The organism is Bacteroides sp. DH3716P, assembly GCF_025914115.1.
Taxonomy (GTDB): Bacteria; Bacteroidota; Bacteroidia; order Bacteroidales; family Bacteroidaceae; genus Bacteroides; species Bacteroides ovatus.
This window is the reverse complement of sequence record NZ_CP083673.1, coordinates 5,536,919-5,559,183: the sequence shown is the minus strand read 5'-3', so window position 1 is coordinate 5,559,183 and position 22,265 is coordinate 5,536,919. Positions and strand designations below refer to the sequence as shown.

The 22,265-nt window shown below is 40.8% G+C and carries 19 protein-coding genes; 12 read left to right on the top strand and 7 right to left on the bottom strand.

Annotation, left to right across the window (positions count from 1 at the left end; all coding sequences use genetic code 11):
* Positions 1-59 precede the first annotated feature (59 nt).
* From KQP79_RS21220 to KQP79_RS21200, 5 genes are all read left to right on the top strand, one after another.
* Positions 60-1,319 carry a TolC family protein gene (locus tag KQP79_RS21220; RefSeq protein WP_022199077.1) on the top strand — a complete coding sequence of 420 codons (1,260 nt, stop codon included), beginning with the start codon at positions 60-62 and terminating at the stop codon, positions 1,317-1,319.
* 16 nt (positions 1,320-1,335) lie between these two features.
* Positions 1,336-2,241: an HlyD family secretion protein gene (locus KQP79_RS21215; RefSeq protein WP_004325720.1), complete on the top strand. Its 906-nt coding sequence runs from the start codon at positions 1,336-1,338 to the stop codon at positions 2,239-2,241.
* Positions 2,242-2,272: 31 nt separating this feature from the next.
* Positions 2,273-3,742 (top strand): ATP-binding cassette domain-containing protein, encoded by a 1,470-nt coding sequence (locus KQP79_RS21210; RefSeq protein WP_004309269.1) that lies wholly within the window; start codon positions 2,273-2,275, stop codon positions 3,740-3,742.
* A 2-nt stretch (positions 3,743-3,744) separates the two neighbouring features.
* The gene (locus KQP79_RS21205) at positions 3,745-4,848 is read left to right on the top strand and encodes an ABC transporter permease (protein ID WP_004309268.1); all 1,104 of its coding nucleotides are present in this window, start codon (positions 3,745-3,747) and stop codon (positions 4,846-4,848) included.
* Positions 4,849-4,925: 77 nt separating this feature from the next.
* On the top strand, positions 4,926-6,041 hold the full coding sequence (locus KQP79_RS21200) for an ABC transporter permease (protein WP_008776607.1): 1,116 nt from the start codon (positions 4,926-4,928) through the stop codon (positions 6,039-6,041).
* Positions 6,042-6,138: 97 nt separating this feature from the next.
* Here the strand turns inward: KQP79_RS21200 and KQP79_RS21195 are convergent, their stop codons facing one another.
* From KQP79_RS21195 to KQP79_RS21180, 4 genes are all read right to left on the bottom strand, one after another.
* Positions 6,139-6,567 carry an Hsp20/alpha crystallin family protein gene (locus KQP79_RS21195; RefSeq protein ID WP_004300008.1) on the bottom strand — a complete coding sequence of 143 codons (429 nt, stop codon included), beginning with the start codon at positions 6,565-6,567 and terminating at the stop codon, positions 6,139-6,141.
* Between the two features lie 271 nt (positions 6,568-6,838).
* Positions 6,839-7,315, bottom strand: coding sequence for a hypothetical protein (locus KQP79_RS21190; RefSeq protein WP_004303639.1), 477 nt, complete (start codon positions 7,313-7,315; stop codon positions 6,839-6,841).
* A gap of 3 nt (positions 7,316-7,318) precedes the next feature.
* A complete protein-coding gene (locus KQP79_RS21185; RefSeq protein ID WP_004309265.1) occupies positions 7,319-7,951 on the bottom strand; it encodes a hypothetical protein in 633 nt (210 codons plus the stop codon).
* A 42-nt stretch (positions 7,952-7,993) separates the two neighbouring features.
* Positions 7,994-8,638 carry a vancomycin high temperature exclusion protein gene (locus KQP79_RS21180; RefSeq protein WP_004309264.1) on the bottom strand — a complete coding sequence of 215 codons (645 nt, stop codon included), beginning with the start codon at positions 8,636-8,638 and terminating at the stop codon, positions 7,994-7,996.
* 942 nt (positions 8,639-9,580) lie between these two features.
* Here KQP79_RS21180 and KQP79_RS21175 point away from each other — a divergent pair.
* Positions 9,581-10,285, top strand: a complete 705-nt coding sequence (locus tag KQP79_RS21175) for an SGNH/GDSL hydrolase family protein (protein ID WP_004309262.1) — start codon at positions 9,581-9,583, stop codon at positions 10,283-10,285.
* 399 nt (positions 10,286-10,684) lie between these two features.
* Here KQP79_RS21175 and uvrB read toward each other — a convergent pair whose 3' ends face one another.
* Entirely contained in the window at positions 10,685-12,715 is a 2,031-nt protein-coding gene (gene uvrB, locus KQP79_RS21170; RefSeq protein WP_004303633.1) for an excinuclease ABC subunit UvrB, read from the bottom strand.
* Positions 12,716-12,850: 135 nt separating this feature from the next.
* On the opposite strand from uvrB, the gene KQP79_RS21165 reads away from it, so the two are divergent.
* The 5 genes from KQP79_RS21165 to KQP79_RS21145 all read left to right on the top strand — a co-directional run bounded on the left by KQP79_RS21165 (position 12,851) and on the right by KQP79_RS21145 (position 16,629).
* On the top strand, positions 12,851-14,149 hold the full coding sequence (locus tag KQP79_RS21165; RefSeq protein ID WP_008648218.1) for a phenylacetate--CoA ligase family protein: 1,299 nt from the start codon (positions 12,851-12,853) through the stop codon (positions 14,147-14,149).
* A gap of 19 nt (positions 14,150-14,168) precedes the next feature.
* Positions 14,169-14,594 carry an amino acid-binding protein gene (locus KQP79_RS21160; protein ID WP_004299992.1) on the top strand — a complete coding sequence of 142 codons (426 nt, stop codon included), beginning with the start codon at positions 14,169-14,171 and terminating at the stop codon, positions 14,592-14,594.
* A gap of 329 nt (positions 14,595-14,923) precedes the next feature.
* A complete protein-coding gene (locus tag KQP79_RS21155) occupies positions 14,924-15,727 on the top strand; it encodes an outer membrane protein assembly factor BamD (protein WP_004299990.1) in 804 nt (267 codons plus the stop codon).
* Between the two features lie 14 nt (positions 15,728-15,741).
* On the top strand, positions 15,742-16,077 hold the full coding sequence (locus KQP79_RS21150; RefSeq protein ID WP_004299989.1) for a DNA-directed RNA polymerase subunit omega: 336 nt from the start codon (positions 15,742-15,744) through the stop codon (positions 16,075-16,077).
* A 108-nt stretch (positions 16,078-16,185) separates the two neighbouring features.
* Positions 16,186-16,629 carry a DUF4293 domain-containing protein gene (locus KQP79_RS21145; RefSeq protein WP_004299988.1) on the top strand — a complete coding sequence of 148 codons (444 nt, stop codon included), beginning with the start codon at positions 16,186-16,188 and terminating at the stop codon, positions 16,627-16,629.
* 132 nt (positions 16,630-16,761) lie between these two features.
* Here KQP79_RS21145 and KQP79_RS21140 read toward each other — a convergent pair whose 3' ends face one another.
* Both KQP79_RS21140 and KQP79_RS21135 read right to left on the bottom strand, forming a co-directional pair.
* Positions 16,762-17,496: a porin family protein gene (locus KQP79_RS21140; RefSeq protein ID WP_004299987.1), complete on the bottom strand. Its 735-nt coding sequence runs from the start codon at positions 17,494-17,496 to the stop codon at positions 16,762-16,764.
* 7 nt (positions 17,497-17,503) lie between these two features.
* Positions 17,504-19,270, bottom strand: coding sequence for a LysM peptidoglycan-binding domain-containing protein (locus KQP79_RS21135; protein ID WP_004303628.1), 1,767 nt, complete (start codon positions 19,268-19,270; stop codon positions 17,504-17,506).
* Between the two features lie 158 nt (positions 19,271-19,428).
* Here KQP79_RS21135 and uvrA point away from each other — a divergent pair, with 158 nt between their 5' ends.
* Complete coding sequence (uvrA, locus tag KQP79_RS21130) at positions 19,429-22,254, top strand: excinuclease ABC subunit UvrA (protein WP_004303626.1); 2,826 nt, start codon at positions 19,429-19,431, stop codon at positions 22,252-22,254.
* Positions 22,255-22,265 lie beyond the last annotated feature (11 nt).

Genomic DNA, 22,265 nt, shown 5'->3' with positions numbered 1-22,265 from the left:
TGAACGTATCTTTGAAACCTCTATCTTTGTCTTTTGAAGAAATTAAAGAAATGATGTGTATGAAAAGAATGGTTTTCAGTTTCTCCTTTTTATTGTTTGTATCGGGAATAAATGCGCAGATAACGTTGGAAGAATGTCAACGGAAGACGCAAGAAAATTATCCGTTGGTACATCAGTATGGCTTGGTGGAGAAAACAAAGGAATATAATCTTGAGAATGCGGCAAAAGGATATTTGCCACAGTTTGCCCTTTCGGCTAAAGCTTCTTATCAGAGTGAGGTAACGGAAATTCCGGTGAAGCTTCCCGGAGTGGATTTGAAAGGAGTGCCGAAAGATCAGTATCAGGTGATGTTGGAGTTACAACAGAAAATCTGGGATGGTGGAGGAATCCGGATGCAGAAGAAACAAACGACTGCGGAAGCGGAGATAGAGAAAGAAAAACTGAATGTGGATATGTATGCGCTAAATAGTCGTGTAAATGACCTTTATTTTGGGATTCTTTTGTTGGACGAGCAACTGAAACAGAATGCATTGTTGCAAGATGAACTGGAGAGAAATTATCGCCAGATTACTGCTTACGTAGAAAATGGCATTGCCAATCAGGCCGATTTGGATGCTGTGAAAGTGGAGCAGTTGAACACAAAGCAGAAAAGAGTTGAACTGGCTTCATCGCGTATGGCGTATTTGAAGATGCTTTCACTTTTGGTAGGAGAGAAATTGTCGCAGGAAACGGTTTTGGAGAAACCTGTTCCTCAAGATGACATTTCGGCTGTCGGTGAGATTCGTCGTCCGGAATTATCTTTGTTCAATGCGCAAGGAGTAGGATTGCAAGTACAGGAGAAAGCTTTGAATGTGCGTCATCTTCCACAGTTCGGATTATTCGTGCAGGGAGCTTATGGAAACCCCGGATTGAATATGCTGAAAAATGAATTTTCTCCCTACTATATTGCGGGTGTTCGCCTTTCATGGAATTTTGGTAGTTTGTATACCTTGAAGAATGACCGGAAGGTAATTGAAAATAAACGCCGGCAATTGGATAATAACCGGGATGTGTTTCTGTTTAATACAAGATTGGAGATGACACAACAAGATCAGGCCATCCAATCATTGGAAAAGCAAATGCAGGATGATGATGAGATTATCCGTTTGCGTACCAATATTCGCAAATCGGCAGAGGCCAAAGTGGCGAATGGAACATTGACGGTGACCGAGATGCTTCGGGAATTGACCAATGAGAGTTTGGCACGTCAGTCGAAAGCGTTGCATGAAATTCAACGGTTAATGGGAATTTATCAATTGAAATATACTACGAATGATTAATATAACTTCTTTAGATATGGAACGAATGACAAAGATAGGAATGTATGGAGTGGCATTGATTATGTTGGCTGCTTGTGGTAAGGGAATACCCGGCTATGATGCAACCGGCACGTTTGAAGCCACGGAAGTGATAGTCTCTGCCGAAGCTGCCGGAAAGCTGTTGCGACTGGAGGTAGAAGAGGGAACAAGACTGAAAGCAGGTGAGGAGATTGGGCTGGTGGATACGGTGCAATTGTATTTGAAGAAATTACAACTGGAGGCCAGTATGAAATCAGTGGAAAGCCAACGTCCGGATCTTGCTAAACAGATAGCTGCTACCAAACAGCAAATAGCAACAGCAGAACGTGAAAAGAAACGCGTGGAAAACCTGCTTGCCGCTGGAGCGGCGAATCAGAAACAGTTGGACGACTGGGACGCACAAGTCAAATTGCTTGAAAGGCAGCTTGTCGCACAGGAATCGTCATTGCAGAATAGTACGAACAGCCTGATAGAACAAGGAAATTCGGTTGCCATACAAGTTGCACAGATGGAGGATCAATTAGCTAAATGTCATGTCCAGTCGCCTATTGAAGGTACCGTATTGGCAAAATATGCAGAAGCCGGTGAATTGGCGGCAATAGGTAAACCGCTGTTTAAAGTGGCTGAAGTGGATCGCATGTATTTGAGGGCTTACATCACCTCCGAACAGTTGTCGCAAGTGAAACTGGGAGATGAGGTAACTGTGTATGCTGATTATGGAAACTCGGAGCAGAAAGCTTATCCGGGGGTAGTGACCTGGATTTCCGACCGTTCGGAGTTCACTCCCAAAACGATTTTGACGAAAAACGAACGTGCTAATCTGGTATATGCAGTGAAAATTGCCGTGAAGAATGACGGAGCATTGAAGATTGGCATGTACGGAGGAGTGACATTGAAAAATTAAAAATTGAAGATTAAAAATTAAACGCAAGGGAATGGCAAAGGAAGAACCCATAGTGGTTGTGAAAGAAGTCGGCAAGAACTATGGAACAGTGGAGGCGCTGAAAGACGTTTCTTTCGTTGTGGAACGGGGAGAAATCTTTGGGCTGATAGGGCCTGATGGTGCCGGTAAGAGTTCCTTATTCCGTATTCTGACTACTTTGTTGCTGGCGGATAAAGGAACGGCCATAGTTGCCGGGCTGGATGTGGTAACGGATTATAAACAGATTCGTACGAAGGTGGGATATATGCCCGGTCGTTTTTCACTTTACCAGGATCTTTCGGTAGAAGAGAATCTGGAGTTTTTTGCTACCGTGTTCCATACGACAGTTCAGGAGAATTATGATTTAATTAAAGATATCTATCAACAGATAGAACCGTTCAGGAAAAGAAGGGCAGGGGCTTTGTCAGGTGGTATGAAGCAGAAACTGGCATTGAGCTGTGCTTTGATTCATAAACCGGATATTTTATTCCTGGATGAACCTACTACCGGAGTAGATCCCGTGTCGCGTAAGGAATTCTGGCAAATGCTCCGAAACTTACGGGAACAGGGTATTACCATTGTCGTTTCTACTCCTATCATGGATGAGGCCCGGCAATGTGACCGGATTGCTTTCATCAATCATGGACAGATTCATGGCATTGATACCCCGGAACGTATTCTTCATCAATTTGCGTCTATCCTTTGCCCTCCTTCTTTGGAGCGGGAGGAAGTGAAGCATGAAGTAGCTCCGGTCATTGAAGTGGAACAGTTGACAAAATGTTTTGGAGATTTTACTGCAGTAGATCATATCTCCTTTCAGGTGAATCGAGGCGAGATATTTGGCTTTCTGGGTGCTAATGGAGCAGGAAAGACGACAGCTATGCGTATGCTTTGCGGATTAAGTAAACCGACATCAGGCATCGGAAAGGTGGCAGGATATGATATTTACCGGGAGGCCGAACAAGTTAAGAAACATATCGGATATATGAGCCAAAAGTTTTCGCTATATGAAGACCTGAAAGTGTGGGAGAATATCCGTCTGTTTGCCGGAATTTATGGCATGAAGGAACAAGAGATAGAACGGAAGACAGAAGAATTGTTGGATCGTTTGGAGCTTACTGCCGAACGGGATACTCTGGTGAAGAGCCTTCCGGTGGGATGGAAACAGAAATTGGCTTTTTCAGTATCAATATTCCATGAACCGAGAATCGTTTTTCTGGATGAGCCGACCGGTGGAGTAGATCCTGCTACGAGAAGACAGTTCTGGGAATTGATCTATCAGGCAGCTGATCAGGGTATTACCGTGTTTGTCACTACCCATTATATGGATGAAGCGGAATATTGCAACCGGATATCTATCATGGTGGACGGTCAGATTAAAGCACTTGATACACCTGCCCGTCTGAAACAACAATTCGGTGCGGAAACGATGGATGACGTTTTTCAGAAATTAGCCCGCGGTGCGGTGCGCAAAGCAGATTGATTATGAGACAGTTTATAGCTTTTATAAAGAAAGAGTTTTATCATATTTTCCGTGACCGGCGAACCATGCTGATTTTGTTGGGGATGCCTGTCGTGCAAATTATTCTATTCGGTTTTGCTATCAGCACGGAAGTGAAGAATGTTCGGTTGGCGGTGCTCGATCCTTCTAATGATGTGGTAACGCGAAAAATAATTGATTGTTTGGATGCCAGTGAGTATTTCACCGTTACTGCACGTTTTCATTCGCCCCAGGAAATGGAAGCTGCTTTCCTAAAGAATGAAGTTGATATGGCGATTGTCTTTAGCGAACGGTTTGCGGATGATCTCTATACGGGTGATGCTCGTGTACAGCTGATAGTAGATGCAACAGATCCCAATATGTCGACTTCGCAAGTTAATTATGCGACAGGAATCGTTTCTATGGTAGGCCAGGAGATGATTCCCCCGAATATGTCGGCTGCCCGCCTGACTCCTGATATCAAATTGCTCTACAACCCGCAGATGAAGAGTGCTTATAACTTTGTTCCGGGAGTGATGGGCTTGATCCTGATGCTGATTTGCGCCATGATGACCTCGATTTCCATTGTTCGTGAGAAAGAAACAGGCACGATGGAAGTATTATTGGTTTCACCTGTGAAGCCGCTATTTATTATTTTGGCAAAGGCTGTACCTTATTTTGTGCTGTCGTTTGTCAATCTGATAACGATCCTTTTGCTTTCGGTCTTTGTGTTGGATGTTCCGGTGGTAGGAAGTTTGTTCTGGTTAATCACCGTATCTTTGCTGTTTATCTTCGTATCCTTGGCATTGGGCTTATTGATTTCATCAGTCACACGTACACAGGTTGCGGCCATGCTGGTTTCCGGATTGATGCTGATGATGCCCACAATGCTTTTATCGGGCATGATTTTCCCTATAGAGAGTATGCCGGTGATACTTCAATGGATCTCGGATATACTTCCGGCACGTTGGTATATACAGGCTGTGCGTAAACTGATGATTGAAGGAGTACCAGTTGCATTGGTGTATAAAGAGATTGGTATCTTGTTATTGATGGCGACGGTACTTATTACGATCAGTATCAAGAAATTTAAGTATAGATTGGAATAATATGTCGATATGCCAATTGGTTGTATGAATACTATACAGTGTGCTAATGGGCAGATTGATAAATGGAAGAATTATTTATGATAAAGTTCCTGATAGAAAAAGAGTTTAAACAATTGCTTCGCAATTCGTTTCTTCCGAAATTGATTCTTGTATTTCCATGCATGATTATGCTGTTGATGCCTTGGGCGGTAAATCTGGAAATCAAGAATATACAGCTGAATATTGTGGATAATGACCATTCGGCTATTTCACAACGTTTAGTCAATAAGATTGCCGCCTCTACCTATTTCCGTCTGGTGGAAGTGCCGGTTTCGTATGAAGAAGGCCTACGGAATATTGAAATTGGAACGGCGGATATTGTGATGGAAATTCCGCGGCATCTGGAACGGGATTGGATGAATGGAGAAGATACCCACATACTGATAGCAGCCAATGCTGTGAATGGGACAAAAGGAGGGCTGGGGAGTTCTTATCTATCTTCTATTATTAATGATTATGCAGCCGAGCTGCGTTCGGAATATCCTGCAACTGCTACAGTCTCCGGTGCTTTCCCTTCGATAGGCATTGATACACAGGGGTTGTTTAATCCGAATCTGAACTATAAACTCTATATGATTCCGGCATTGATGGTCATGTTATTAACTTTGATTTGTGGTTTCTTGCCTGCATTGAATATAGTTAGCGAGAAGGAAGTAGGAACGATTGAGCAAATCAATGTGACGCCGGTTCCGAAGTTTATCTTTATTTTGGCAAAGCTCCTGCCTTACTGGTTGATTGGTTTTGTGGTGCTGACTGTATGTTTCATATTAGCTTGGTTAATTTATGGCATAGTGCCGGTCGGTCATTTTCTATTGATTTACTTTTTCGCAGTTCTTTTCGTTCTGGTAATGTCCGGTTTCGGACTTGTTATTTCCAACTACTCGGCAACGATGCAACAGTCTATGTTTGTTATGTGGTTCTGTTTGTTGGTTGTAATTTTGATGAGTGGTTTGTTTACTCCCATTAGCAGTATGCCGGAATGGGCTCAAATAATAACCAGGCTCAATCCTTTGAGGTATTTTATGGAAGTGATGCGAATGGTGTATTTAAAGGGGAGTGGTTTCTTTGATTTACTGCCACAGTTTGGAGTATTGTTGTTTTTTGCAGTAGTGTTTAATAGTTGGGCAGTGATTAGTTATCGGAAGAATAACTAAGGATAATAATATAAAAACAGCTCGTTTCCTTTTCAGGGAAAGAGCTGTTTTATTACTTCTTATCACCGTTTCCGGTGAACAGCAAGTGGTTACCGTATTACTTTATTTCGATTTGCCGATTGGGCTTCTTCACTTCTTCTTCAGAGAGTTTCGGAAGTTCGATGTTTAAAACACCATGTTCTACGGATGCAGCAATTTTTTCTTTGTCCACATTGTCCGGTAGAATCATTGTTTGCTGGAACTTAGAGTATGAGAATTCGCGACGCAGATAGCGACCGTCTTTCTTTTCCTCCTTGTTTTCAGTCTTCTTCTCCATGCTGATAACGAGGTTGTTGTCTTCATCAATGCGAACATTGAAATCATCCTTCGTCATACCAGGAGCAGCCAATTCCACTTTGTACTCTTTTTCTGTTTCCAAAACATTAATTGCAGGTGCAGTAGCATTTGCTTTTACCATCCAATCGTTATCAAAGAAATCATTAAAGATACTTGGTAACCAACTTTGAGTTCTTCTAACAGGCATCATAATTTTAGTCTCCTATCTTTAAGTTAAACATTCAATTAATAAATTTAGAACTTCGGCATTTTCACTTCCGATGGTATCGGTTATCCCGCCTTCCATCGTCCGCTCTCGAACCGTTGTTCGTTTCTATAAATGCAAACCTTATGCCAAGAGATTTTAGAGACTAAAATTGTCTATTTGTCATTTTTATAATGTCATTTTTGCAATATAAATGACAAAATGTATCCTGTTTTTATTTATTTTATATAAGATAGATATTAATTTGATAACCTGTTTACTTCTTCTCGATCAGTTTGAACCTTATTCTTAGTGTTTGCCTTTCTTCGTCATAATCATAACTAATGATTTTGAAGGTACCCACTTCAGAAGTATGGGATACATGCAATCCGATGCAGGCGCAGGCATCATAATCTCCAATGCGGACAATGCGAAGAGTTTCGCTTGCATCGGCAGGTAGCTTACTTAAATCTACAATATCTTTGGCCTGTTCATGAGTCATAAACTCAACAGTCACAGGTAGGTTCTGACTGATTACCTCGTTCACTCTATCTTCAATAGACTGGATTTGTTCCGCTGTCGGACATGACGAAAGTATATAGTCACATTTGCTTTTTTTTCTTTCGATGTGGGCATTGCGAGAACGTGGGCAGCCAAAGGTTTTCACCATGGTTGCATTGAGTAAATGCTCTGCTGTATGCATAGGAGGGTATTCCTGCTTATTGTGATCGTTGAGTTGAATTTGTTGTTCCATAATTTAATAAGTTATTTCAAGTTTATTATTCAAAGCATAATTATCTGCACTATTTTCTGATTTGTAGTTTGCTGCTTTATTATAAACTAACCATACATTGACACAATGTCCGATTTCATGCATTAATAAACGTTCAAGATAATATCTTCTTGCATTTTCTTCTGTGAATTCAATATACCAGTTATCTCGTTCTTTTACAGGTTCAGATGCATAGCCTTTATACCATGTTAGTAGTTTGTGACTGGGTTTGCTCTTTCCTATGGATATTTTGTTGTTTTTGGGAAATGGATACAGTATGATGGCATATACTCCACTACCCGTAGTAAAATAACTTTGGCAATTTACTTTAGAATTAGGCTTGCGTAGCCATATGTGTGTTATACATGATACATCTTTTTCGGGTAATTGATTCAATACACTTTCAATATGGTCTATTGTTATTGGAAAATAGAAATCCCTGGACGGATTTTCCATTATATAAATGGGGCATTTATCAAATTCAGTTGGTTTTAATAAAGAGTGTTCTCTTTTCACTATATTATCCTTTAATTTGATTCGCATTCTTCCTCCTTTAATGTCACCAAAGGTGCGACTTTTCTTCCAGGCTGTTTTTTTCTTATTTTGTTGATGTCTCATAGGTTTTATCTTTTGTGTTTATTCATGGCATTTTGTATTTAGTCATTTATTGTTTCCAATAATGATTTTCTCCCCCAAGAAATGAGGTTGTTTATCCATACCTAAATCTATAAACATTTTGACTCTTGCGAGTAATTCCCGGATGTTAGTTTTCAGTCCGGCATAAGCATTTACATTTTGTGCGTTGTACCCGATGGCGTCTATTCCATTTTTCTCTGCAAGATAGATCGCTCGTTCATTATGGAAACGTTGTGAGATGATGGTCAGACGATTCTGTCCAAACACTTCTTTGGCACGTACAACAGAGTCGAGAGTCCGGAATCCGGCATAATCTAAATAAATGAATTTTTCAGGAATACCTTTTTGTATGAGTGCTTTCTTCATTTCTTCCGGTTCATTGTAATCCTCTTTACGGTTATCGCCGCTGATGAGGATATATTTAATTTTCCCGGCTTTATATAACTCTACTGTTGCAAGAATTCGATAATCGAAATATAAATTGTTATTTCCATTTTTCAACTTGGGAGAAGTTCCGAGAAGTAATCCTACATTGTTGGAGGGGATAGTATTTACTTCCGTATATAGTTTGGAGACTGTGTGTTTCTTGATCGTCCTGTTACATACAAGTATGCTGATTACACACAGAATAGCTATTATTAGAGTGGTATAAAGTAGTTTGCGTTTCATGTTTCGGATAATAATTGTGACTTTACAAAAATACCATTCTTTTTTAGGAAATCAAGCATATAGACATAAAAAAAGGAGCAACGCCTTGCTCCAACCTTTGTTAACCTTAAATCTAATACTATGAAAAACACAATGCAAAGATACGGACTGTTGTGAAATTAGCAAATAATCCAAGAAAAAACGCATGTTATATAACATAGATTAAGAAAAAGTACCTTCGCCTTAACGGTTATTCGATATTTTGGACGACAGATAAATGCGTATGCTTCCATTTTTCTTTCTTCATCAACTTTTTTAATAATTACTATGAACTGATTTAACAGCTGAATTTATTCGAAAAAAGCAAAGCTACAAATAAATTTTAGCACATGCGATTTGCGTTATAAAGATTCAAAAATAGAAAAATCGAACTATACATTTTAATATATATAGTTTATTATTTATATATTTATAATAATACCGGTAAGTGTTCAAGGGGGCTTTTTAGGAAGGCGTAACCAGTTGTCATATAGTGAGTTATCTGCCTTTGGAGAGTGTTCCACTATGCGTTCGGCAAAAAGGCGCTTTTTATTCCCTAAATGGAGGCTCTAAACCCATGCGGCAGAGCCTCTGTTTGATACATTCAGAGGCTTCGTTTCAGGCAAATGAAGCCTCTAACTTTTGCTTCCCCAAAGAAAGGTTATTAATATGCGAACGTATATGACTATTTAGAACCGAAACCAATTGAAAAGAACCGATGAATTTAGAAGCTCCCAGCGTATGGCGTATTTTTGCTGGAAACCTGAAAACAATAACAAATATGCAGAAAAAATCTCTCGCGTCTGACATTTATCAGCACATTATGGCATGGAAATGCACAAAAAATAGCCGTACAAAGTATGGTGCATCGCTTTTCTTTTTATCTTTGCATGAAATATAATATTACTAATACTTAATATAAACATGGATAAAAGAAGATGGGGCCAATGGATATTATTGGCTGTTGTTTGCTTGAGTTTCTCGATAGGAGAAAGCTATGCGCAGAAAAATGATTTTGCTAATCTACGTCGTTATTCAAAAGAAAATGCTGCACTTCCACAAGCGACAAAGAAAGACAAACGGGTTATTTTTATGGGAAATTCCATTACGGAAGGATGGGTAAGGACTCATCCGGATTTTTTCAAATCAAATGGTTACATTGGCCGTGGAATCAGTGGGCAGACTTCCTATCAATTCTTGTTACGGTTCCGGGAAGATGTGATTAATCTTTCTCCTGCTTTAGTGGTGATTAATGCCGGAACAAATGATGTCGCTGAAAATACACAAGCGTATAATGAAGATTATACATTCGGAAACATCGTTTCTATGGCGGAACTGGCAAAAGCAAATAAAATAAAAGTAATTTTGACTTCCGTATTGCCTGCTGCTGCATTTAAGTGGAGAATGGAAATAAAAGATGTTCCGCAGAAAATTAAATCTTTAAATGACCGGATAGAGGCTTATGCAAAAGCAAATAAAATTCCGTTTGTTAATTATTACAAGGCAATGGTGGTTGACGAAAATCAGGCCTTGAATCCTCAATATACTAAAGATGGAGTTCATCCAACGAGCGAGGGATATGATATTATGGAACCGTTGATTAAAAATGCCATAGAGAAGGCTCTTTGATTTATCATCGCTTGAAGTAGGAATAATCCAACTATAAGAAATGGGAGGATTGCATGAATAGATTCAGTCGTAATGAACGATCAGTCTATATCTGCAATCCTCCTTAATTTATGCTTTAGAGAGTGGTACATTATGTCTTTTCAATTTTATATTTTTCATTGAAGGTGACGTATAGACATAAAAAAAGGAGCAACGCCTTGCTCCAACCTTTGTTAACCTTAAATCTAATACTATGAAAAACACAGTGCAAAGATACGGGATTCCGGTAACTTTGCAAATTATCAGCCCTTAATTGGTGTTTTTATAACACTAATTAATAGACTAAATGCGAAGTTACAGGTTTGTTAAGAGTTTCAGCCCTTAGCAATCAGGCTATAATAAGTGAACAAAGGGGAAATTTTATCCCCATTTCTCTTTCATCAAGTCCTCCAGTTTCAATAATTCGTCACGATATTGTGCGGCTTCGATAAATTCAAGTTTCTTGGCTGCTTCCTGCATCAGTTTGCGGGTACGCTCGATACTCTTTTCCATCTGCGCTTTACTCATATACTGCACTATCGGATCTGCTGCGATATTCGGAGTAGAAGGTTCTACATAAGCATGTCTTTCTTTCAACAGCTCATCTGCCTCTTTTGCATTACCGAATACAGACAAGTTTCTGGCCTTTTTAATCTGTTGCGGGGTAATTCCGTTTGCCTCATTGTATGCCAACTGCTTTTCGCGGCGACGGTTCGTTTCATCAATCGTCAGTTTCATACTATCCGTCATCTTATCAGCATACATGATTACCTTACCGTTCACATTACGCGCGGCACGTCCCGCAGTTTGTGTCAACGAACGGTGGGAGCGGAGGAATCCTTCTTTGTCTGCATCGAGAATAGCGACGAGAGACACTTCCGGAAGGTCGAGACCCTCACGAAGCAGGTTGACCCCGATAAGTACGTCATAAACTCCTTGCCGGAGATCATCCATAATCTTCACACGTTCCAGTGTGTCGACATCACTATGGATATAGGTACATCTCACATTATTATTAAGAAGATATTCTGCCAGTTCTTCTGCCATTCGTTTGGTTAGTGTAGTGACGAGTACGCGTTCTTCCTTTTCAATACGGAGCTGGATTTCTTCCATTAAATCGTCAATCTGATTGAGACTCGGACGTACTTCGATGATAGGATCAAGCAGACCGGTAGGACGAATCACCTGTTCCACGACGATTCCTTCCGACTGAATCAATTCATAATCCGCCGGTGTAGCACTGACGTAGATTACTTGTTTTGCCATCTCCTGAAACTCTTCAAATTTCAACGGGCGATTGTCCATAGCGGCAGGCAATCGGAAACCATATTCCACAAGATTGATTTTTCGCGCACGGTCTCCTCCGTACATTGCACGGATTTGGGGTACACTTACGTGGCTTTCGTCGATAACGATCAGGAAATCATCCGGAAAGAAATCGAGCAAACAATAGGGGCGGGTACCGGCAGCACGGCCGTCGAAATAACGGGAATAATTCTCAATTCCGGAACAATGTCCCAATTCCCGAATCATTTCCATATCGTAAGTTACTCGCTCATACAATCGTTTGGCCTCGTATTCCTTGCCGATAGATTCGAAGAAAGCTACTTGCTTGGTCAAATCATCCTCTATTTCATGAATAGCACGGAGAGTAGCCTCTTTGGTAGTCATGAACAGGTTGGCCGGATAAATCTTATAGGCGTCAAATGGTGCGATAGTGACTCCTGTGATAGGGTCTACCTCTTCGATGCCGTCAATTTCATCCCCCCAGAAGGTGACGCGGAGCAGGTTGTCGGTATAAGCCAGATAAATATCCACCGTGTCGCCCTTGACCCGGAAATTGCCACGGTTCAAGTCGATATCATTGCGAACATACAAACTGTCTACCAAACGACGTAGAAACACATTGCGGTCCATCATCCGTCCCCGTTCTATTTCGATGACATTTTTGTAGAAGTCCGAAGGATTTCCCATACCGTAGATACAAGATACGGAAGAAACCACTACCACGTCTTTTCGCCCGGAGAGTAGGGCGGAAGTGGCAGAGAGCCGGAGCTTGTCGATTTCGTCATTGATGGCGAGATCTTTCTCTATATATGTATCACTGTTCGGCAGATAAGCTTCCGGCTGGTAATAATCATAGTAAGAAACGTAATATTCTACCGCATTGTTTGGGAAAAAACCTTTAAACTCACTGTAGAGCTGGGCAGCCAGTGTTTTGTTATGGCTCAAAATCAACGTAGGTTTATTGATATTGGCGATCACATTGGCAATGGTAAATGTTTTTCCCGACCCGGTCACTCCCAATAAAGTCTGTGCGGGAACTCCCTGAAGGACCCCTTCAGTAAGTTGTGCTATAGCTTCCGGCTGATCTCCGGTAGGTTTATAAGCTGATGTTAGTTCATAATTCATAGTTAAATCCTAAAAAGTGGAGCAATATTCGGTAAAATAATCGAGATAACAAATCATTTTTCCAAATAAATCCTTTACTTTGCAACATATTAATATCAAAAAACAGATTCATACAACTAGTAATACCAGAAACACATGATTTGGAATGAGAGCATTGAGTGTATGGACCGCGAAAGTCTTCGCAAGATTCAAAGCATACGACTCAAGAAAATTGTAGATTACGTTTATCACAACACGCCTTTCTATCGAAAGAAGATGCAGGAAATGGGGATTACTCCCGATGACATCAATAGTATTGATGATATTGTAAAACTGCCGTTTACCACGAAACATGATTTAAGAGATAATTATCCGTTCGGACTTTGTGCCGTGCCGATGAGCCAAATTGTACGTATTCATGCTTCTTCCGGAACAACCGGAAAACCGACGGTTGTCGGATATACCCGTAAGGACTTGTCTACATGGGCGGAATGTATATCACGTGCTTTTACCGCTTATGGAGCGGGGCGTTCTGATATTTTTCAGGTATCTTATGGATACGGACTGTTCACGGGCGGATTGGGAGCACATGCAGGAGCCGAAAATATCGGTGCTTCTGTTATTCCGATGTCCAGTGGTAACACGGAAAAACAGATAACCTTGATGCACGATTTCGGATCGACCGTGCTGTGTTGTACTCCTTCCTATGCGCTTTATCTGGCAGATGCAATCAAAGATTCCGGTTTACCGCGTGAAGAATTCCGACTGAAAGTCGGTGCTTTCGGTGCAGAACCCTGGACGGAAAATATGCGTCATGAGATAGAAGAAAAGTTGGGAATCAAAGCATACGATATTTATGGCTTGAGTGAGATTGCCGGACCGGGTGTCGGGTACGAGTGCGAATGTCAGCACGGGACTCACTTGAATGAAGACCATTACTTCCCGGAAATCATCGACCCGAATACATTGCAACCGGTGGAATCCGGTCAAACGGGAGAACTGGTATTTACTCATTTAACCAAAGAGGGTATGCCGTTACTTCGTTACCGTACGCGTGATTTGACGGCCTTGCATCATGATAAATGTTCCTGTGGCCGTACATTGGTACGTATGGATCGTATTTTGGGACGTAGTGATGATATGTTGATTATCCGCGGTGTGAATGTATTCCCGACGCAGATTGAATCAGTCATTCTTGAAATGGAAGAGTTTGAACCGCATTATTTGTTGATAGTAGGTCGTGAAAACAATACCGATACAATGGAACTCCAGGTTGAAGTACGTCCGGAATTCTATTCGGATGAGATCAACAAAATGCTGGCTTTGAAGAAGAAACTGGGAGGACGTTTGCAAAGCGTACTCGGACTGGGAGTCAACGTGAAACTGGTAGAGCCTCGCAGCATTGAACGCAGCGTAGGTAAAGCAAAACGTGTGATTGATAACAGAAAGATTTAATACTTAAAACTTTACGATAATGGTAGCAAAACAACTTTCTATTTTTTTGGAAAATAAGTCAGGCCGTTTGACGGAAGTGACTGAAGTGCTGGCGAAAGAAAATATCAATCTTTCTGCCTTGTGCATTGCCGAAAATGCTGATTTTGGTATTTTGCGTGGAATTGTATCCGATCCGGATAGAGCATACAAAGCTTTAAAAGATAATCATTTTGCAGTGAATGTGACTGATGTGGTAGGTATAAGCTGTCCCAATATACCAGGTGCTTTGGCAAAAGTGCTGGGATATTTATCAGAAGAGGGCGTATTTATTGAATATATGTATTCGTTTGCCAATAACCATATTGCAAATGTAGTGATCCGCCCCAGCAACCTGGATAAGTGTATCGAGGTGTTGAAAGAAAAGAAAGTCGATCTACTGGCTGCAAGTGACTTGTATAAGCTGTAAATATACAGTGAGCAATAAATAATGAACGGTAAACAGTTGTGTTATCCAATTCAAGGACAGCGCAATTGCTTACCGTTTTTACTATAAATATAGTGACGCTATCCGGTGAAGATAGTGACGGTATATGCCAACGATACCGTCACTATCCTGAACACATACCGTCACTATTGTGATTCGTTTATAATCTGCAGTTTATAGTTTGTCATTTGTATTTCGACGTCATTTTCTCTCCTTTTGTCGATGTTTAACGCCTTTTATGTATTAAAAAACACAGATTAATTGCTAAATTCCCAGCGAATAAGTAACTTTGCGCATTATTTTTAAATAGGATGAAGAAAAATATCATTATAACTTTGCTTGCGGCGGCTACTCTTACATCATGTGGAGAGTACAATAAATTGCTGAAAAGCACCGATTACGAATACAAGTACGAAGCCGCCAAAAACTATTTTGCGAAGGGACAGTATAATCGTTCAGCTACGTTGCTGAATGAGTTGATAACCATTCTGAAAGGAACCGATAAAGCGGAAGAATCTTTGTATATGTTGGGAATGAGCTACTATAATCAGAAAGATTATCAGACAGCTGCCCAGACATTTATCACCTATTTCAATACATATCCTCGTGGTACTTTTACTGAACTGGCACGTTTCCATGCAGGTAAGGCTTTATTCCTGGATACTCCGGAACCACGTTTGGATCAGTCAAGCACTTATCAGGCTATCCAGCAATTGCAGATGTTCATGGAGTATTTCCCGAACAGCACAAAGAAGCAGGAAGCACAGGATATGATTTTTGCTTTACAGGATAAACTGGTATTGAAAGAGCTTTATTCAGCAAGGTTATATTATAATCTGGGTAATTATTTGGGCAATAACTATGAGTCTTGTGTAATCACAGCTCAAAATGCATTGAAGGATTATCCTTATACTGATTATCGTGAAGAACTTTCCATTTTGGTTCTGCGTGCAAGACACGAAATGGCTATCTATAGCGTTGAAGACAAGAAGATGGATCGTTACCGCGAAACGATTGATGAATATTACGCTTTTAAGAATGAATTTCCTGAAAGTAAATATTTGAAAGAAGCCGAGAAGATATTCAATGAATCACAGAAAGTAATTAAAGACTAAATTTAAATAGATTTATGGACTACAAAAAAACGAATGCTCCTGCTACAACAGTAACCCGTGATATGATGGAACTCTGTGCTGATACAGGTAATGTTTATGAAACAGTTGCCATTATTGGTAAGCGTGCTAATCAGATCAGTGTAGAAATCAAAAACGATCTTTCTAAGAAACTGGCAGAGTTTGCTTCTTACAATGACAATTTGGAAGAAGTGTTTGAAAATAGAGAGCAAATCGAAATTTCTCGTTATTATGAGAAATTGCCGAAACCGGACTTGATTGCTACGCAAGAATACATCGAAGGGAAAATATATTATAGAAATCCGGCTAAGGAGAAAGAAAAACTTCAGTAATTTATTTTCTGACGAAGAATTTGATAGTCAAGTAGTAAGTGGGATGATGATCCCTGCTCCTTATTGCTTGGCTATTATTGTTTAACTCAACTACTATTTAGAATACTTATGATTCAACGAATTCAAACTGTTTATTTATTGATTGTTGTAGGATTGCTGATTACAGCCATGTGTTTGCCGATGGGCTACTTCATTGATGCGATGGGAGAACATCCTTTTAAGGCATTAGGATTGGAAGTAAACGGTGCTATTCAGTCTACATGGGGCTTATTCGGAATTCTGATGGTTAGCACTATCGTGGCTGTGGCTACTATCTTTTTGTATAAGAACCGTATGTTGCAGATTCGCATGACAATTTTCAATAGCTTATTATTAGTAGGTTATTACATTGCTGCCCTTGCTTTTTATTTTGCATTGAAGAATGATGAAAATATGTTCCGTATAGGCTGGGCATTGTGTTTGCCGCTTGTTTCCATCATCCTGAATATACTGGCTATCCGTGCTATCGGACGGGATGAGGTGATGGTAAAAGCTGCGGATAGATTGCGATAAAAAGGACTAAAGTCCCCAGAAATAGAAATCCCCGCTAATTCGTTTAGAGTTAGTGGGGATTTTTTAGTTCGTTATGAATGGGATTTTGTTTATAAATAAGAGGTTTTAATCTCTTCCTCCTTGAAAGAGGGGTTATTTCTTCAAATCAAATAAATATGTGAGCTTTATGGTAATGGTTCCATGCGCTGCACGGGCGAAATAATCTTTCTTAGTAGTGCTGTAGAAATCAGACAGGGCAAAGTAATAACGGCCTTCAACGATGAAGCTACCAGCTTTCTTTGTTCTAAGTTCTACACCACCGCCACCAGCAATACCATAGTCAAACTTATTTTGAATCTTAACTCCGTACAGGGCTTTCTGTGTATCAGATAAGCTATTCATATCAATACCTTTTATTGTTTCCGATTCACTGATTAGAAAGCTGATTTGAGGACCTGCATGGACAAAGAATTGCAATCCTCTGTCTCGTCCGAAAGCAAGGTGAGCGAGGAAAGGAATATCTATATAAGTCATTTTGCGAGTGTAAGTTTTAGTAGGGTCCTTCGAAGTGACTTCATATCCGTTGGCGTCCAGTGATATTGTTTCAAATAATTGGTCCCAGCCTCGTTGCGAGACATTCAACTCGACCTGTGCGCCACAAATCATGGCAAAATACTTCTCGGATATATAACGTGCTGTCAAACCTCCGGTAATTCCCATCAGGCTATTTTGCTTGATGGTGGGAGTAAAAGAAGCACTGTTTAAATTGACACCTCCATTGATACCTACCGATAAATTGTTTCGTGCTTCTCCGATTTGAGCGACAGCAGGAAGGGCAAATCCTGTAAGTAGGAGTGTTGCGATCAAAAATGGTTTTATCTTTATCATTTTCGTATTATTCGAAGTCAAGTTTTACTAATTCAAAATTCTTAGTGAAACGTATGAAGAACACCTTTTTATTAATAAATCCTCCCCAGTTGTTTACACGCTCGAATTTGAATCCGGTCTGGATGGGAGTCAGGTTCATTTTAGGCAGATTGTTTTCCAGTTCCGAGCCATAAAGCGATAATCCTTTCAGGAAGAAGAAGCCGGTGTCAAAACCCAGCATTGCGTAATTAGGGTATTTGCTTGCCAAATCTTTGCTATACCATTTATGGTAAGCATTGGTAAACTGCACAGCTGCCGGGAACAACGTATTCGTATAGAATGAAGAATAGAAATATACATCCAATTCAAAGAAGTTTTCCAGATGATCTCTGGTATAGGTCTGCCATTCCGGATAGCCGAACAGATGAATATTCTCTGCAGGATTCTCTCTGACTAACAGCGTCAGTTGAGGAAGTATCTTAATTAGTAAGACGTTGTTGCCTGATGTCGGAATAAAGATGTTTTCTTTATCACTGCGGAGCGCTGCTTTCAACGTTTCTTTCGTTGCGCTTTCACTGACGGTTCTCATTGGAATTCCTTTACTTTTCAACTCTTGTTTCAAGCCGCTGATAAATTCCGCTTTCTCCTTATCAACGCTCGCCGGTTCTATGAAGATAACGTTTGCATTGGGAAATTGACGGGTGAAGTGCTCGTAAACTTCTGAATATAAGTAAGATTGAGGCGTATTGATCTGATAAACAGCCGGGTTGTTGAATACCTCTTCTCCTTTTTGAGAGAAAGGAATCACCAGGCGTATGTCGTTCTTCTCTGCGAAGTCGGACAATGGCTTTATTTGATTCTGATGCATCGGACCGAAGATGATATTCATACTTTTCATCTCGTTCTTGGCAAGAATTGTATTTAATGTAGAAACATCTTTTCCACAATCATATACATATAGATCAAGAGAAATACCTGTACGTTTCAGACTGTCTACTGCCATCAGGAAACCTTCGTAGTATTCCACCATGCGTTTGTCTTCCTGGAAAGGCAACAATAAGGCTGCTTTAATGGTAGACAGCTTTTGGGGAGTCTCTTTACTTTTGCGGAAAAGCTCGCTATTGCTGGGAGGAATAGCGTAAGGATCTTCCTTCTGTGTAGGTTGCACGGTCGTTGCTGCCGGGTAAGGGATGCAAAGGAATTGTCCCTTTTTCATGCCTTTTTTCAGTTCCGGGTTAGCTGCAATTAACTCCTGCTCGCTGATTCCATATTCACGGCTCACGCTAAAAATAGTCTCTTTGCGTTTTACCTTATGCATATCCTTGCATTTCGGAACAACAGGACCTTGAATGGTGGTCTGTTCGGTAGGCGTTTGAGTTGCAGTAGCAGTTTGCTCTTCTTTTTTCTGTGGAATCAGGATAACCTGTCCGATACGGAAATTTTCGGCACTCAAACCGGGGTTTGCTTCACAAATATCTTTGGCGGATACATTATACATGGTTGTCAGTTTGTATAGTGTTTCTCCGGCTTGAATTGTATGGAATGTTTCTCCCTTCTGACTCTCTTTTCCCGTAGGAATTTTGATTGTCTGTCCGGCATAGATCTTTTCGTCACAGCCCGGATTCAGACGTATGATGTCTGATGTAGTGACATTATACATCTTGGAGATGGAGTATAAACTTTGTCCTTTTTCGATGGTATGCAAGAAATATGATTGGTTTTCCTGTGCATAACTGATAGCATATGAAACGCTTATAAAAAGCAGAAATAAGAATATACGGTTTATCGGTTTCATCAAATTATAACTATTGGTTCTTGAAATCAAGGAACAAAGGTACAAATAATGCCCTATATCTTCATAAGATTTGAGTTAAGAAAATAATATTGTGCTTTTTTAGGAGCATATTTCGGGCGGAAACATTAATTTTGCAACATTTATGGAAGGATATGAATATGCAGGAAACAGAATATATTAATGTGTACGGTGCGCGCGTGCACAATTTAAAGGATATTGATGCCGAAATTCCCCGTAACAGTTTGACTGTTATCACGGGATTGAGCGGTAGTGGAAAATCTTCTTTAGCCTTCGATACGATTTTTGCCGAAGGACAGCGTCGTTATATCGAAACTTTTTCAGCGTATGCCCGTAACTTCTTGGGCAATCTGGAACGTCCGGATGTCGATAAGATAACTGGTTTGAGTCCGGTTATCTCCATAGAACAGAAAACAACGAATAAAAATCCCCGTTCTACCGTAGGAACGACTACGGAGATATATGATTATCTCCGTTTGCTGTATGCCCGTGCTGGAGTGGCTTATTCGTATCTGTCGGGTGAGGAGATGGTGAAATATACCGAAGAGCAGATTCTGGACTTGATTCTGAAAGATTATAAAGGAAAGAAAATATATCTGCTGGCTCCGCTAGTTCGTTCACGTAAGGGACATTACAGGGAACTTTTCGAACAAATACGTAAAAAAGGATACCTGTATGTACGGGTGGACGGTGAAGTGCGTGAAATAACGCATGGCATGAAACTCGACCGCTATAAAAATCACGATGTAGAAGTGGTTATTGATAAATTAGTGGTAGCGGAGAAAGATGACCGGCGCTTGAAACAGAGTGTGGCAACCGCTATGCGCCAGGGAGATGGGTTGATGATGATTCTGGATGCCCAGTCTGAAAGCATCCGTCATTATAGTAAGCGGCTCATGTGTCCTGTCACCGGATTGTCTTATCGTGAACCGGCTCCGCATAACTTCTCATTCAATTCACCGCAAGGGGCATGTCCGAAGTGTAAGGGATTGGGAGTAGTCAATCAGATTGATGTGGACAAAGTGATTCCCGATCGTGAACTTTCCATTTATGAAGGAGCGATAGCACCTTTGGGAAAATATAAGAATGCGATGATTTTCTGGCAAATCGGTGCTTTGCTCGAGAAGTACGACGCAACACTGAAAACTCCGATAAAGGAGTTGCCGGACGATGCGATTGATGAAGTCTTGTACGGTTCTGATGAACGGATTAAAATCAAGAGTTCGCTGATCGGTACTTCCTCCGATTACTTTGTTACTTACGAAGGAGTGGTGAAGTATATTCAGATGTTGCAGGAAAAGGATGCTTCTGCAACAGCACAGAAATGGGCGGAACAATTTGCCAAAACAACGGTTTGTCCCGAATGTAAAGGGGCTCGTTTGAATAAAGAAGCTTTGCATTTTCGTATCCATGATAAGAATATCAATGAGTTGGCGAATATGGACATCAACGAGTTGTACGACTGGTTGATGAAGGTGGATGAGTTCCTGTCCGATAAGCAGAAGAAAATATCGGTGGAGATTCTGAAAGAGATTCGCACACGTTTGAAGTTCTTGCTGGACGTGGGTCTGGATTATCTGGCATTGAATCGTAGCTCTGTTAGTCTTTCCGGTGGTGAGAGTCAGCGTATCCGCTTGGCTACACAGATTGGTTCGCAATTAGTGAATGTACTTTATATTCTCGACGAGCCGAGTATCGGTCTGCATCAGCGTGATAATCTGCGTCTTATCAACTCGTTGAAAGAACTCCGCGACATGGGGAACTCCGTGATTGTAGTGGAACATGATAAGGATATGATGCTGGCTGCCGATTATGTCATCGATATGGGTCCGAAAGCCGGACGTCTCGGAGGCGAAGTCGTTTTCGCCGGAACCCCGCAGGAGATGCTGAATACAGATACAATGACTTCGCAATATCTGAATGGCAAGATGAAGATAGAAATCCCTGCCAAGCGTAGAAAAGGAAATGGGAAATCTATCTGGCTGAAAGGAGCGAAGGGGAATAACCTGAAGAATGTAGATGTTGAATTTCCGTTGGGTAAACTGATTTGCGTAACTGGTGTATCAGGAAGTGGAAAATCCACCTTGATTAATGAAACTTTGCAGCCGATTCTTTCACAGAAATTCTATCGTTCTTTACAAGATCCTTTGGAATACGATTCGATTGAAGGGTTGGAAAATATAGATAAGGTAGTAGATGTGGATCAATCACCTTTGGGACGTACGCCACGCTCCAATCCTGCGACTTATACCGGTGTGTTTTCTGATATCCGTAACCTGTTTGTGGGTCTGCCGGAAGCTAAGATTCGCGGTTATAAACCGGGACGTTTCTCCTTTAATGTTGCAGGTGGGCGTTGTGAAGCATGTACGGGAAATGGTTATAAGACGATTGAAATGAATTTCCTTCCTGATGTATATGTGCCTTGTGAGGTTTGTCACGGTAAACGTTATAACCGGGAAACACTGGAAGTACGTTTCAAGGGAAAATCAATTGCCGATGTACTTGACATGACGATCAACCGTGCTGTGGAATTCTTTGAAAATGTGCCGCAAATCTTGAATAAGATTAAAGTCTTGCAGGATGTCGGACTCGGATATATAAAACTGGGACAATCTTCTACCACTCTTTCCGGCGGAGAAAGCCAGCGTGTGAAACTGGCAACGGAGCTATCAAAAAGAGATACGGGCAAAACTCTTTATATCCTTGACGAACCGACTACCGGACTTCATTTTGAAGATATCCGTGTATTGATGGGAGTATTGAATAAGCTTGTAGATAAAGGTAATACTGTTATCGTCATCGAGCACAATCTGGATGTGATTAAAATGGCGGATTATATTATCGATATGGGCCCTGAAGGTGGTAAGGGCGGGGGAGAACTCCTTAGTTACGGAACACCGGAAGAAGTTGCGAAGAGCCCTAAAGGATATACACCTAAGTTTCTTCGCGAAGAGCTGGGTCTCTAATTTAAATCATA